General features: G+C 60.8%; 13 protein-coding genes. 7 read left to right on the forward strand and 6 right to left on the reverse strand.

Going from position 1 to position 14,396, the window contains the following annotated elements:
• Positions 1–143: 143 nt before the first annotated feature.
• Positions 144–2,780, forward strand: a complete 2,637-nt coding sequence (locus tag GM668_RS24875) for a TonB-dependent receptor (RefSeq protein ID WP_155441673.1) — start codon at positions 144–146, stop codon at positions 2,778–2,780.
• 2 nt (positions 2,781–2,782) lie between these two features.
• Positions 2,783–3,718 carry a hypothetical protein gene (locus tag GM668_RS24880; protein ID WP_211923453.1) on the forward strand — a complete coding sequence of 312 codons (936 nt, stop codon included), beginning with the start codon at positions 2,783–2,785 and terminating at the stop codon, positions 3,716–3,718.
• Positions 3,719–3,780: 62 nt separating this feature from the next.
• Here the strand turns inward: GM668_RS24880 and GM668_RS24885 are convergent, their stop codons facing one another.
• The 4 genes from GM668_RS24885 to GM668_RS24900 all read right to left on the reverse strand — a co-directional run bounded on the left by GM668_RS24885 (position 3,781) and on the right by GM668_RS24900 (position 7,554).
• Positions 3,781–4,425, reverse strand: a complete 645-nt coding sequence (locus GM668_RS24885) for a GntR family transcriptional regulator (protein ID WP_155441674.1) — start codon at positions 4,423–4,425, stop codon at positions 3,781–3,783.
• A 75-nt stretch (positions 4,426–4,500) separates the two neighbouring features.
• Positions 4,501–5,553, reverse strand: a complete 1,053-nt coding sequence (locus tag GM668_RS24890) for a CaiB/BaiF CoA transferase family protein (protein ID WP_155441675.1) — start codon at positions 5,551–5,553, stop codon at positions 4,501–4,503.
• 1 nt (position 5,554) lies between these two features.
• A complete protein-coding gene (locus GM668_RS24895) occupies positions 5,555–6,706 on the reverse strand; it encodes an acyl-CoA dehydrogenase family protein (protein WP_155441676.1) in 1,152 nt (383 codons plus the stop codon).
• Between the two features lie 14 nt (positions 6,707–6,720).
• Positions 6,721–7,554, reverse strand: coding sequence for an SDR family NAD(P)-dependent oxidoreductase (locus tag GM668_RS24900; protein WP_155441677.1), 834 nt, complete (start codon positions 7,552–7,554; stop codon positions 6,721–6,723).
• Positions 7,555–7,654: 100 nt separating this feature from the next.
• Between GM668_RS24900 and GM668_RS24905 the strand changes: the two genes are divergently transcribed.
• From GM668_RS24905 to GM668_RS24915, 3 genes are all read left to right on the forward strand, one after another.
• Positions 7,655–8,746 carry an AraC family transcriptional regulator gene (locus tag GM668_RS24905; protein WP_170305815.1) on the forward strand — a complete coding sequence of 364 codons (1,092 nt, stop codon included), beginning with the start codon at positions 7,655–7,657 and terminating at the stop codon, positions 8,744–8,746.
• A gap of 250 nt (positions 8,747–8,996) precedes the next feature.
• Positions 8,997–9,881 carry a dienelactone hydrolase family protein gene (locus tag GM668_RS24910; protein WP_170305816.1) on the forward strand — a complete coding sequence of 295 codons (885 nt, stop codon included), beginning with the start codon at positions 8,997–8,999 and terminating at the stop codon, positions 9,879–9,881.
• Between the two features lie 122 nt (positions 9,882–10,003).
• Positions 10,004–10,666, forward strand: coding sequence for a PEP-CTERM sorting domain-containing protein (locus GM668_RS24915; protein WP_155441679.1), 663 nt, complete (start codon positions 10,004–10,006; stop codon positions 10,664–10,666).
• A gap of 292 nt (positions 10,667–10,958) precedes the next feature.
• Here GM668_RS24915 and GM668_RS24920 read toward each other — a convergent pair whose 3' ends face one another.
• Together GM668_RS24920 and GM668_RS24925 are read right to left on the reverse strand one after the other, a co-directional pair.
• Positions 10,959–11,252, reverse strand: coding sequence for a PEP-CTERM sorting domain-containing protein (locus GM668_RS24920; protein WP_155441680.1), 294 nt, complete (start codon positions 11,250–11,252; stop codon positions 10,959–10,961).
• A gap of 79 nt (positions 11,253–11,331) precedes the next feature.
• Positions 11,332–11,523: a hypothetical protein gene (locus tag GM668_RS24925; RefSeq protein WP_155441681.1), complete on the reverse strand. Its 192-nt coding sequence runs from the start codon at positions 11,521–11,523 to the stop codon at positions 11,332–11,334.
• 192 nt (positions 11,524–11,715) lie between these two features.
• On the opposite strand from GM668_RS24925, the gene GM668_RS24930 reads away from it, so the two are divergent.
• The gene (locus tag GM668_RS24930; RefSeq protein ID WP_155441682.1) at positions 11,716–12,777 is read left to right on the forward strand and encodes a patatin-like phospholipase family protein; all 1,062 of its coding nucleotides are present in this window, start codon (positions 11,716–11,718) and stop codon (positions 12,775–12,777) included.
• A 104-nt stretch (positions 12,778–12,881) separates the two neighbouring features.
• Positions 12,882–14,348, forward strand: coding sequence for a catalase (locus tag GM668_RS24935; protein WP_155441683.1), 1,467 nt, complete (start codon positions 12,882–12,884; stop codon positions 14,346–14,348).
• Positions 14,349–14,396 lie beyond the last annotated feature (48 nt).

The raw sequence follows: 14,396 nt of genomic DNA on the forward strand, positions 1-14,396 counted from the left end.
CCGAGAAGATGATGAAACGTGGTGTATGTCAGCCTGAAGCGGTTTTTTGCTCCTTCCGCAGGATTTGACGCGCAGGGTTCCCTTGAAGATTTCAAGATTGAATCCAGCAGCTTTTTATAAGACGTCATATTCAGGGAGACACCATGTTGCAAAAGAATCGCATTCACTTGGCCATCTTGCTGGCCTTCGGCAGCGCAGCCCCCGCGCTGGCGCAGGATCAGGCAGTACAGCGCGTGACCGTGACCGGTTCGTCCATCAAGCGTATCGATGGCGAATCCGCGTTGCCCGTCACCGTCATCAAGGCCGAGGAATTCGTCAGCAAAGGCATGACGACCGTTGAAGAAGTATTGAACTCGGTCTCGGCCAACCAGCAAGTCACCGTCAGCAGCACCAGCATCGGCTTTGACGGCGGCGGCAAATCGTCCGCCAATTTGCGCGGCTTGGGGGACGACCGCACGCTGGTGCTGCTCAATGGCCGCCGCCTGGCCAACCACCCGTTCGATGGCAGCAGCGTCGACTTGTATGCGATTCCATTCGCCGCGCTGGACCGCGTGGAAGTGCTGCGTGACGGCGCGTCGCACATTTACGGCACCGATGCAGTGGCGGGCGTCATCAACTTCATTACCAAGCGTTCCTTCAACGGCGTGTCCGCGACGGCCGAAGCCATCGCGCCGCAGCAGACCGGCGGCAATGAAAAGCGCGCCAATGTGACGGCCGGCTTCGGCAACCTGGACAAGGATGGCTACAACGTTTTCGGCATCATCGACCACCATGACCAGTCGCGCGTGCGTTCCATCGACCGGCCGTATTCGTCCACCGGCATCCAGCCGGCATACGGCATCAATAAAACCAGCGGCACCACGTTCCCCGCGAACTTTTTTTCCGCCAAAGGCATCACGGGCAACCCGCGCTTCGCGTCCGGCTGCTTTGCTCCGGATACGGTACCGCAGGCCGGTAATGGCGTGAAAGACATGGGCACGTGCCGCCAGGATTATGCGCGCCTGGTGGACGACATTCCCGATACCAAGCAGACTACGGCGTACGCCAAAGGAGCGCTGCGCTTCGGCGAATATGGCCTGGCCACGCTGGATTACCTGCACTCGGAAAGTGAAAACATCAGCCGCATCGCACCGCCGCCGCTGACGGGCTTGAAAATGCGCGCCGATAACAAATGGTATCCGGGCGGCGCCGGCGGCAATCCCGCCGTCAGCGCTTTGACGGGCGAAGACTTGACGGTCAACTGGCGGCCGCTGGAAGCAGGGCAGCGCACATCGACCAACCTGGCGCTGTCTGACCGCTTCGTACTGAACGTGGAAGGCTCCGCGTTTGGATGGGACCTGACGGGCGGCGCCAGCTACGCGAAAACCAAAGTCACGCAGGATTTCACCGGCGGCTATGTCAAGGATGCACTGATCCAGCCAGGCATCGATTCCGGCACGCTGAATCCGTTTGGCTTGCAGGACGCGAAGGGCGCCGCCTACCTGCGCGATGCGCTGTTGATCGGCAATGCGCTGACGGCCCGTGCGCGCAACGCGGGCATCGATGCGCGCGCTACGCGCGAGCTGATGGCGCTGCCGGGCGGCCCGCTGGCGCTGGCCATCGGCGCCGAACACCGCACGGAACACTCCAGCTATACCGTCAACCATCCAATCGTCGACCAGGCGTCGATCTACCGCGCCACCGGCTTGTTTGGCGTGAAGGATAAAGACACGTCGCGCAGCCTGTCGGCCTTCTATGCGGAATTGTCTGCGCCGTTGCACAAGACGCTGGAATTGCAGCTGGCAGCGCGTTCGGACCGCTACAGCGATGCGGGCAATACGTTCAACCCCAAGGTCGGCATCCGCTTCCAGCCCATGAAGTCGCTGATGTTCCGCGGCTCGGCCAGCACGGGCTTCCGCGCACCGTCGCTGTATGAATTGCATTCGCCCGCATACGACACCAACACGGTGGGCGCGTATGACGATCCGCTGCTGTGCCCTAACGGCGTGGCCAAGGCTGGCGTCAACCCGCTGACGGCATGCCATTCGGTCCAGCCGGGCAAGAGCGGCGGCAACCCGGACTTGCAGCCGGAAAAGTCGCGCTCGTACTCGTATGGCGTGGTCTTCGAACCGGTCAAGGATTTGACGGCGTCGATTGATTACTGGCGCATCAAAGTCACGGACGGTATCGGTTCATCGCTGACGGAAGCCGAACTGTTTGCCGACTTCGATAAATACCGCGACCGCTTCCACTACAACGCCGGCGGCACGGCGCTCGATTATGTGAACCTGTCGTCGCTGGCGAACCTGGGCATCCGCCAGAGCAGCGGCATCGACGTGACGATGCAATACCGCTTCCCGGCGACGCAGATTGGTTCGTTCGATACGTGGTTCAACGGCACCTACGTCACCGGCAACGTGTGGCAAACCACGCCGGACAGCGAGCCGTTTGAAAGCATCGGCGTATACAACGGCGCCACGCGCTGGAAGCATAATTTCTCGGTGCGCTGGCTCGACGGCGCATGGAGCGCGACCTTGTCGCAGCGCTATACGTCCGGCTACACGGACCAGAATGCCGTGGCGGCGCAGTACGTGCGCGACGTGAAGCCCAATTCCGTGTGGGCGCTGTCGGCTGCCTATACGGGCTTCAGGAACATGACCATCACGGCCGGCGTGAAAAACCTGCTGAACACGGACCCGCCATTCTCCAACCAGAACGCCAACCCGCAGACCGGCTATGACCCGCGCCTGTCGGACCCGATCGGCCGTGCCTACTACGCTCGTGTGACTTATAAATTCTGACCATGAAGAAATATACATTCAGCCCGGCCTTGGCATTGTCTGCCACGGTCCTGGCCATCGGCTTGTCGGCGTGCGCCAATGTGGCGCCCGTTGTGCCTCCTGACGTGGCGGGCGTTTCAGCGCCGCCTGCGCGCCTGCACCTCGATCCGTTTTACACCAAGTATGCCGACGCGCAGGGTATCCCGGTGACCAGTTCCAGCCTGGTGCCGGACGAAGCGCTGCTGGCAACGCGCGACATCGTCAACGCCATGCTGGCGCACCGTCCCGACGTGCGCGATGAACTGGTGCGGCAGGGCGCCCGTGTCGGCGTCATGGCGGTCTCGGAAGGAACGATGGATTTGCCCGAACAGCGCGACTGGAAAAAGCCGGCCATCGACGATCCCCGCCTGACCAAGTGCGAAGTGCGCGACTATGCGAAAACCATCGCCCTGATGACGGACCGCGAATACTGGAATGCGCGTTCGCGCGGCATGGGCGGCCTGTTCACGACGGGGGCCGAGGAAAACATCATGGGTGTGCCGAAGACGCGCTACTTTGGCGAAAACATCATGGTGCACGAGTTCTCGCACAACATCATGTGGGCATTGCGCACGACGGATCCGGCCTTGATCGCGCGCCTGGAAAAGGCGTACGCCCATGCGCGCGAAAAGCGCTTGTGGCAGGGCGCGTATATGGCCAACACGCTGGAAGAGTATTGGGCGGAAGGGACGCAGTTCTGGTTCAATTCCAACAAGGCTTACATTACCGATACGCTGACAGTCGTCAATGCGCAGGATTTGCAGGCGCATGACCCGGAGATCTACGCGCTGCTGGCGGAAGTCTATGGCGACAACCACCACATCAAGGCGGACGTGTTTTACATGCACGCGGCGCGGATGGACAGTGCGCGCGTGTCGCTGGATGCGTCGGGGAAGGCGAAGAACGACTGCTATTCGTGACAGCCCCTTAAGGGCGAAAGAGGGAGAAAAGGCGGGGTTCATTTCAGATGAGCCCCGCTTTTTTAATTCCTGAATTCCCGCCGCAAATCTTCCAGGGTCGAGGCAATATGGTCATGCATCATCGACGCCACGGCCTTGGCTTTCCCCTCCGACCATAACTCCAGCATGGCCAGGTGTTCCTTGTGCGCGCGGTCGTCGCGGCCGGCCGGCTCCAGGTGTTTGCGCACGTAGCGCTCCGACATGATGTTCAGCCGTTCAATGATCTGTATCGTCAGCGGGCGCCCCAGCGGCTGCACCAGCGACATGTGGAACGCGCGGTTCAAGCTGCCCACCAGTTCCTTGTTTCCCACCATGGCTTTATCGAGCGCCTTTAATGCCAGCTTCGCCGCAGCCTTGTCGTCTTGCGTGGCCACCTTGCACGCTGCGCTGACGGCGTCCGGTTCCAGTTGCAGGCGCAATGCATAGACTTCTTCCGCTTCTTCCGCGCTCAACGGCCGCACGAAGAAACCCCGGTTGGCGTGGGACACCAGCAGGCATTCCTGTTCCAGCCGGGCCAGCGCTTCGCGCAGCGGAATTTTGCTGACACCCAGTTCTGCGGCCAGCGCATCTTGCCGGATCGGCGTATCCGGCGGGATGTGGCCGGCAATGATGCGGTCGCGCACCAGCGTGAAAATTTGCTCGGAAAGGGTCTGAACTACCAGGGCCATGCCGTTACCTTTAGTGCAGATAAAGTATACGAATTAACGCATATGGCATGGGTAAAGGCAAGCGGGAAACCGGCTTTACCGGCCGTCCGATGCCTCCGGCAAAGCAGTCACGCGCGGCGCCGCGCGGGCACTGCCATCGGCGTTAAAAATGCCGCGGGCAGCATTGTGCGGATGCCGGCGCGCTTCCGCCACGGTCAGCACGGGCGCGAAGCATACATCGGTACCCTCCATCAGTTCGCACCAATGGCTGCACGGCTGCGACAGGAACAGCGCCGCGAAGCGCGCCTTCAAGGCCGGCCAGGCGGCGGTGTCGTACTGCCGCTTCGGATCGACGTCGTGCAGCCCCAGTTTTTGCAGCAGCAGCGCATAGAATTGCGGTTCCAGCGCACCGATGGTGATCCAGCGGCCATCGGCGCAGCGGTAGCTGTCATAGAACGGTGAATCGTGGAACGGGCTGGGCGCGGGCCCGCCCAGCTGGCCGCCTGCCATGACCAGTTGCGCAATCCCGCCCAGCATGGCCACGGTATCGACGATGGCGCCATCGACCACGCTGCCTTTTCCCGTGGTGCGCGCATGCAGGATGGCCGACACCATGCCAAATGCCAGGCCCAGCGCACCGGGGGCGTCGCCCATCATGGTCGGCACCGGGACCGGCCGCTCGCCATCCCGCCAGCCCAGCGACAGCATGCCCGTCAGCGCCACGTAATTGATGTCATGGCCGGCCGCCTGCGCCAGTGGACCATCCTGGCCCCAGCCCGTCATGCGGCCATAGACGATGCGGGGATTGACGGCGGCGCAATGCGCGGGCCCCAGGCCGAGCCGCTCCATCACGCCGGGCCGGTTGCCTTCGATCAGCGCATCGGCCTGCGCGACGATGTCCAGCGCCTGCCGCAACTGCTGCGGGTCTTTCAAGTCCAGCTGCACTTCGTGCTTGCCTTCCCGCAGCGGGTTGGCGGCGCCGCCCGCCAGCATGTCCGCCAAGCCTTTTTGCGGACGCGTGACCAGCGTGATGGCGGCGCCCATGCCGGCCAGGATCGCGCCGCACAGCGGGCCGGGTCCGATGCCTTCGAATTCAACAATGCGGACGCCGGCCAGCGGCTGGATGGACAAAGTGGGGGAGGTAGTCATGTCAGGCCAGTACCTTACGGGCAATCAAGTCTTTCATGATTTCATTGGTGCCGCCATAGATTTTCTGGATGCGGGAATCGGCGTACAGGCGGGCAATCGGGTATTCCTCCATGTAGCCATAGCCGCCGAACAGCTGCAGGCATTCGTCCGTGACTTTGCACTGCTGTTCGGTGCACCACCACTTGGCCATGTATGCGGCTTCCGGATCGAGTTTGCCATCGAGCAGGCGCTGGACGCAATCGTTGACGAATGAACGCACCACGTGGGCCAAGGTGGCGCATTCGGCCAGCTTGAATTGCGTGTTCTGGAAGTCGGCAATTGACTTGCCGAACGCCTTGCGCTCTTTCGTGTATTCGACCGTCAGTTCCACCGCCCGTTCAATGACGGCGGCAGCGGGTACGCACAGCAGCATGCGCTCATACGCCAGTTGGCTCATCAACTGGCCAAAGCCGCGGCCTTCTTCACCGCCCAGCAAGTTGGCGGCGGGGACACGCATGCCTTCAAACGCCAGCTCCGCCGTATCGGATGCATGCATGCCGATTTTCGACAGGCGGCGGCCCACTGAAAAGCCCGGCAAATTTTCCGTCTCGACCACCAGCAGCGACACGCCTTTCGCGCCCGCGTCGCCGGTACGCACGACCAGCACCAGCAAGTTGGCCGTGTAGCCATTGGTGATGAAAGTCTTGGCGCCATCGACCACGTAATGACCGCCTTCCAGCCTGGCGCGCGTGCGCACGGCCTTCAGGTCGGAGCCGCAGCCCGGTTCCGTCATCGCGATACCGGCCAGCATTTCGCCGCTGGCCAGCTTCGGCAGCCAGCGCTGCTTTTGTTCTTCCGTGCCGTAATCGAGGATGTAGTGGGCGGCAATCGTGTGCACGGCGGTGTTGGCCGGCACCTCGGCCTTCGCCAGTTCATCCTGAACCACCAGCTGGTAGGCCAGCGTGGCGCCAGGGCCGCCATATTCTTCGGCCAGTTCCGGCAACATGAAACCCAGTTCGCCAAATGGACGCCAGACTTCGCGGGGGATGTAGCCTTGCTTGCGCCAGCCTTCCAGATGCGGGACCATCTCCGCGCTGACGTAGCGGCGGACCTGGTCGCGGAACGCTTCGATATCGGCGTCCATCCATGCGTGTTGATGCAGTTGCGGCAGCATGTTCATGGTTCCTTTCACAGGCCGTTGAGGCCGCCGCCGCAGACCACCAGCTGGCCCGATACATAATCCGATTCCGGACCGCACAGCATCAGGATCGCCCCCGCTGCTTCATCCGGCTTGCCGGGACGGCCCAGTGGAATCATCTTCTTCGACATTTCCACCACCTGCTCGCCGATGCCGACCTTGATTTCACGGCCTTCAATGTTGACGGTCTTGCTTTCCGTGCCGGACAGCGGTTCCGTCAAGCGGGTTTCAATGTGGCCGAACGCCACGCAATTGACGTTGACTTTCAGGCGCCCCCATTCTTTAGACAGGGTCTTGGTCAGGCCGACAATACCGGCTTTCGCGGCGGAGCAGTTGGCCTGGCCCGCATTGCCATTGGCGGCAATCGATGACACGTTGACGACTTTGCGGAACACTTCGCGGCCTTCGGCAGCTTCGAGCTTGGTCTGCGCGGACAGCACAGGATACGCGGCGCGCAGGATGCGGAATGGCGCCGTCAGGTGGCAGTCAATGATGGCGTACCACTGTTCATCCGTCATTTTCTGGATCACGTTGTCCCACGTGTAGCCCGCGTTGTTGACGATGATGTCGATGCCTTGATAGTGGTCGACCGCCGTCTTGATGAAGCGTTCCGCGAAGTCCGTGGCCGTCACGCTGCCAAAGCATGCAACCGCTTCGCCACCGGCCGCCTTGATTTCTTCCACCACGGCGTTTGCAGGATCCGCATCGAGGTCATTGACCACCACGCGCGCACCTTGCGCCGCCAATTGCAGCGCCACGCTGCGGCCGATGCCCCGGCCTGAACCCGTTACCAGTGCTACCTTACCGTCCAGCCTACCCATCATTAGTCTCCTCTCAACCCAGTTTTTTGCCGTGCAAGGCGACGGCCTGACGCCAGTGTAAAAAACGGGCCACAGCCGGGCAATGGCGAGGCACATCAAGTTGATGGCATTTCGCCTCATTGTTGGCGTACACTGCTCCGTCATTCACCCGATTGCCAGCCTTGGAATGCCCCATCAAACCACGCTGATTCCCTCTGCTGAACCGCTGCTGCAATTTACGTTCGTGCGGGGCATGCTGGCGGCCCTGCAGGAAAAAGGCCAAAACATTGCGCCTTACCTGGAGCGCGCCGGCATTGCCGCCGACGCGCTGGAGCAAAGCAACCATCCGGGCGTGACCACGGGCCAGTTCATTGCCCTGTTTTACGCCATTGCGCTGGATTTGCAAGATGAAGGGCTGGGCATGTTTTCCCGTCCATTCAAGCAGGGCAGTTTCGGCCTTGTGGCGCGGGTGGGCATGTGGGCGCCGGATTTGCGGACGGCCTTGAAGCGCATGGCGGCCGCCGTCAATTTGCTGCAAGACGATTTGCAATTCACGCTGCAGGAAAGCCGGCATGAGGCTGGCCTGCAAATGCATTGGCTGCGCAGCGACCGGCCACCGCAACCGTTCCTGTTGCATACGCTGGTACGTGTGTTCTGGCGGCTGGCAGCGTGGCTGATCGGCGGCTCGCTGCGGGTGCGGCATTTCGACTTCGCCATTGCCGCGCCGGACGATGCGGATGGCTATGCGGTGGCGTTTCCCGCCGAGCGCCGCTACGGGCAGGCTGAGACGGGATTCTGGTTCGACCTGGCGCAAGTGCAGACACCTGTGCTGCACGATGAAATGGCGCTGCGCGCATTCCTGTCGGATTCCTTTGGCCAGATCATTGCGCCGCCGCGCGTGCTGGGGCAGGTCAGCCAGGAAGCGCGCAACGCGCTGCTGCGCGCTTACCCGGAGTGGCCGGACGTGCATGCGGTGGCCAGGCAATTGCACCGGTCGCGCGCCACGCTGCAGCGGCAATTGGCGGCCGAAGGGACGAATTTGCAGCGTATCAAGGACCATTTGCGGCGCGACCTGGCCATCTCACGCCTGTCGACGTCCGATGCGGGACTGGCGGCGATTGCCGCTGACCTGGGCTTTTCCGACAGTGGCGCGTTCCAGCGCGCCTTCAAGCAGTGGACGGGCAAGCCATGTGGCGAATACCGGCGCGCGCGTTGAATAAAAAAAAGCCCGCTCAGGGAGCGGGCTGAATCCAATTCTTTGGGAAGAAATGGAGGAGACAAGTGAATGGTACGGTGGTATCGCTAACAAGTCCAATTTTTTGTGCTGATCATAGATATTCCCCGTATGAATGGTTTAACAGGCAATATTTTTTGTAAATGTGTAAGCATATGCAACAAAAGTAGATCAACTTTAAGGGGGCCGTGCGCTACACTGGCGCCCACCGCAGACTGAAAGGAGACGTTTCGTGACCCGTAAAACCGCAGCCGACTTCGATCCCGAAGTATTGAAACTGTTTGACCAGTACGTCCACGGCGGCATCGACCGCCGCGAATTCTTGTCCAGCGCCAGCCGCTATGCGGTGGGCGGCGCCACCGCGGCAGGCTTGCTGGCGGCCCTGAGCCCCAGCTTTGCCGCACCCGTGGTGGAAAAGGATGACAAGCGCATCAATGCCAAGTTCGTCGAATACCCGTCGCCGCAAGGCTATGGCACGGTACGCGGCTACCTGGTGACGCCTGCCAATGCCAAAGGTAAATTGCCGCTGGTGCTGGTCGTGCATGAAAACCGCGGTTTGAACCCGCACATCGAAGATATCGCCCGCCGCCTGGCTGCAGACGGCTTTATCGCGTTTGCGCCAGATGCGCTGACCCCGCTGGGCGGCTATCCGGGCGATGAAGACAAGGCGCGCGCGGAATTTGCCAAGCTCGATCCTGCCAAGACCCGCGCCGACTTCGTGGCGGCCGCCAAATGGCTGGAAGCGCAGCCGGGCGGCAATGGCAAGCTGGGCGTGGTGGGTTTCTGCTTTGGCGGCGGCGTGGCCAATTACCTGGCCACGCAACTGCCGGAACTGGCGGCCGCCGTGCCGTTCTATGGCGCGCAGCCGCCTGCTACCGACGTGGCGCGCATCAAGGCGCCGCTGCTGATCCACGATGCCGGCAATGACCAGCGCATCCTGGCCGGCTGGCCTGCGTATGAAGCTGCGCTGAAGGAGGCGGGCGTCAAGTACGAGCACTACACGTACCCTGGTGTCGAGCATGGCTTCAACAACGACACGACGCCGCGTTTCGATGCAGCCGCCGCCAAGCTGGCGTGGCAGCGTACCATCGACTTCTTCAAAGCCAAACTCGCGTAACGATTCCTGCCTGAGCGTCCGCACCTTGTGCGGACGTGCTTCTCAATCCGCATCAAACCGCATCCAATCGCGCGGCGTAAAAATTGTAATTTCATTAATCTTGTCCGAATAAGGAGAAAATAATGAAACATTACAGTTTGCTCTTGCTGGGGCTGTTATCCGCGTTGCCTGCCACGGCCGAAGTGATTTACCGCTGGCATACCGTGACGCCGTCTGCCGAGTTGCCGGGTTTCGATGCTGTGCTGCGCATTACCGACGACGCGTATTGGCGCGGCAGCGCTTTCCTGGACTATTCCGGCTGCGCCGGAGTGGCGTGCGCGATGACGGCCATCGATGCCGGTATCGTGTACATGGGGTATTCATTTGCGCAGGGCAGTGACGGCCACCGGCCGCCGCTGGCAGCAGGCGTGTACGACAAGTTTGATTTGCAATTCGATCGCGTGGGTGGCGTGGCGGGCAGTCTTAGCTACAACACGACGGAAGTGGAATTGGCCATGTCCGGCCAGGCGCTGTGGACCGTCGATTTACTGCGGGGCGACCCGTATATCGGGACGCAGTGCGGCGGACCGGGCTATTGCAGCGGCGTCACCGGGTATTTCCTGGCGGAGCGTTTGCCGGTCCAGATACCGGAACCGCATACGGCAGGGCTGTTGCTGGCGGGGCTGGCTGGATGGCTGGCTGCGCGGCGTAAAGTCAGCTCTGCGATTCTTCCAGCGCAGCCGGTTCTGGCAGCGGCGCCAGGGTCAGCACAATATCTTCCGGAGCAAAGCCACGTTCCAGCATAAATTTCCAGGCTGCCAGTACGCCGACTTGCCGGTCCAGCAAGATGGCGTACGTTTTCACGGCTTCCAGGTTCTCAAAGGGGTATAAGGTGTGGGACATCGCGCCCTCGCAAATGGCTCACCAGGTGTTCGGGTGGCATCAGGTTGCGTGCATGGACGGGGCAGCGCAGTGGCAGGCTTCAGTTTTTTTGAAGTAACTGAAGTGTATGCCGGAGCTTGCTCGAACGCAATTACGTAAGGCTTCCCCACAACAATATTTATTGTCCTGGACGCTACCGCCATGGCGCGGTAGGGATCAGTCTGGATCGGCTCTGAATACTGGCGGAACAGTTTCACGCCGCGCCACCAGCCCCAGCAAGCCCACGCCCACCAGCAGCATGATGTAGACAGGCGGTTCCGGAACCGGGCTGGGGTTGGAGATATCCGGCGGCGCCGGGCTGGCCGTGACGGCCGCATCGGCCAGGGCTAGAAGATAAGTGTCGTCCGTTGACGGCTGCGCGGGTGCAGCCAGGATTTCAACTGCGGCGGCATGGCGCGCCGCAGCTAACAGCGTCGCCAGCAGCAACGCTTTTTTCAACACAGTATGCATGGCGCCTCCTGAAGGCTGAACCGTGACTGACAGATTGCTAGCCTAGCACGGTTCGCCACCAATGTGGCGCATTACTCAATCATTTAATTTTAATAATATTTCTGCGCAACTTAGGGAACGCCAGCACCCGCTTGATAACGCCGCGCGGTACTGCCTTGTGTGTCATGTAGACCCACGCATTGGCGGCGCCACTGGTTTTTTCAATATTCAGTGCCGTGTCGACGTCATTGGCCATGACATGGTTTTGCCGGTCGGGTTGATGTTGATCCATCGTACATCCTCGTTATTGTTGTAATGGGGGCGGGCTGGGTGATCCCAGATTGCTAGTTTGCACTGAATTTCCTTTTGCGGCTATGGCATCTTGTTAAATTTTCGCAACAGACAATATTGCAAATTCACACTTACCTTGCGCGCGCCGCTGATTGGCTAAAATGAAATGCGTTACGGCCAACAGGAGGATTTCATGCACGACCAGGTGGTGCTGGTGTTGCAGGGCGGCGGTGCGCTGGGCGCGTACCAGCTGGGCGTGTATCAGGCCATGCATGAAGCGGGCATGGAGCCGGACTGGGTGATCGGCACGTCGATCGGCGCACTGAATGGCGCGATTATCGCGGGCAATCCACCGGCGCGGCGGCTGGACCGCTTGCGCCAGTTCTGGACCCTGATGGAACACCATTCCGCCCTGTATCCGGGCATGCCCCGCGCGTTTGCCAATGCACTGACGTTAACGCAGGGTATCCCCGCCTTCTTTGCCATCAATCCGTCCACGTGGTTCAACCCGGATGCGGCGGTCGGCGTGGAAAACGCTGCGTTTTACCGTACCGGGCCGTTGCTGAAAACCCTGGGCATGCTGGTTGATTTCGATTACCTGAACCGCGACGGCTTGCGCCTGACAGTGGGCGCTGTCAGCGCCCGCACCGGCCACATGCGCTATTTTGATACGAAGAAGGAGGCATTGTGCGTCGAACATGTGGTGGCGTCCGGCGCCATCCCGCCGGCCTTTCCCGCCGTGAAAATCGATGGCGAACCCTATTGGGATGGCGGCATTTATTCAAACACGCCGATTGAAGCCGTGCTCGACGATGAACCGCGCCGCAGTTCGCTGATTTTCTCCGTGCAGGTATGGAACCCGGACGGCAAGGAACCGCAAAGCGTGCTGGACGTGCTGGAAAAACACAAGGAAATCCAGTATGCGAGCCGCGCCAGCCATATCGAACAGCAAAAACGGCTGCACCGGCTGCGGCATGTGATCCGTGAATTGTCGCACCGCTTGCCGCCCGATGTGGCGGCGTTGCCGGAAGTGCGCGATCTGGCGTCATGGGGCTGCGGCACCGATATGCACGTGGTGCTGCTGAAAGCGCCCCGGCTCGACAGTGAAGACCACACGAAAGACATTGATTTCACGGCGCTCGGTATCCACACCCGGTGGCAGGCTGGCTACGCCGACATGAAAAAAGCGCTGGAATCGAAGCCCTGGGTGAGTCCCGCATCCCCCATTGAAGGGATTGCCATTCATGAAATCTGAGCTTTAGAATAATCCTATTGATTCGATTAAATTAATCAAATTTATTTATAGCGCAGGAATCCGTAGACTAGCCTCACTGTTCAGCAATCATCCCAGGAGAGACCATGAGCCAGCAGCCGCAACTGACCACCGCATCCGGCATTCCCGTTTCCGATAACCAGAATTCGCTCAGCGCCGGCCCGCGCGGCCCGTTATTGCTGCAAGACTTCCACCTGATTGAAAAACTGCAGCATTTCAACCGCGAGCGTATTCCTGAGCGCGTCGTGCATGCCAAGGGTTCCGGCGCCTATGGCACGTTCACCGTCACGCACGACATCACGCAATACACAAAAGCCAAGCTGTTCAATCAAATCGGCAAACAGACGGAAACCTTTGTGCGCTTTTCGACAGTCGGCGGCGAGCGCGGCAGTGCCGACACGGAACGCGACCCACGGGGCTTTGCCATCCGTTTTTATACGGAAGAGGGCAATTGGGACCTGGTGGGCAATAACACGCCGATGTTCTTCATCAAGGACCCGATCAAGTTCCCCGACTTCGTGCACACGCAAAAACGCTGCCCGCGCACGAATTTGAAATCCGCCACGATGATGTTTGATTTCTGGAGCAAGGCGCCGGAAAGCCTGCACCAGGTGACGATGCTGTTCTCGGACCGCGGCACGCCGGACGGCTACCGCCACATGGACGGCTTTGGCAGCCACACGTATAGCCTGATCAACGGCAAGGGCGAGCGCGTATACGTGAAGTGGCATTTGAAGACGCAGCAGGGCATCAAGAATTTATCGGCAGCCGATGCTGTGCGGTTGGCCGGGCAAGACCCTGACTATGCGCAGCGCGACCTGGTCAACGCCATCGATCAAGGCGAATTCCCCCGCTGGGATGTCAAAGTGCAGATCGCAACGGAACAGGAACTCGATGCATGGAGCGCGCGCACCGGCTGGAACCCGTTTGATTTGACCAAGGTATGGCCGCATGCGGACTTCCCGCTGCGCGCCGTCGGTGTGCTGGAATTGAACCGCAACCCGGTCAACTACCATGCGGAAGTCGAGCAGGTAGCGTTTTCTCCAGCCAACGCCGTGCCGGGCATGGGCTATTCGCCGGACAAGATGCTGCAGGGCCGCATGTTTGCCTATCACGATGCGCAGCTGTACCGCGTGGGCACCAACCACCAGCATTTGCCTGTCAATGCGCCGCGCTGCCCATTCCACAACCAGCAGCGCGACGGTGCGATGGCCATCCACAATGGCGGCGATGCGCCAAACTATGACACGGTGAACGCCGGCGGCCATGGCAACACGGGCATGGGCCATGGCGAAGGTCCGCTGGCGCTGCACGGGGCGGCCGGGCGCTACGATGGCCGGGGCCAGGAAGACGATTACACGCAGGCCGGCAACCTGTTCCGCTTGATGACGGCGGCGGAAAAGCAAAACCTGTTTGCCAACCTGGCCAGGCCGCTGAGCCAGGTCAGCGATGACATCATCCAGCGGCAACTGGGGCATTTCGACAAGGCCGATGCCGCCTATGGCGCAGGGGTACGGGCCGCGTTGAAGGTCCTCGGCAAAAACGTGGACTAAGCAATTACAACATGGGGGCCAAGGACCGTTAAAATAGCGGTCCTGGAG

This window comes from Pseudoduganella ginsengisoli (assembly GCF_009720865.1).
Lineage (GTDB): Bacteria > Pseudomonadota > Gammaproteobacteria > Burkholderiales > Burkholderiaceae_D > Rugamonas > Rugamonas ginsengisoli.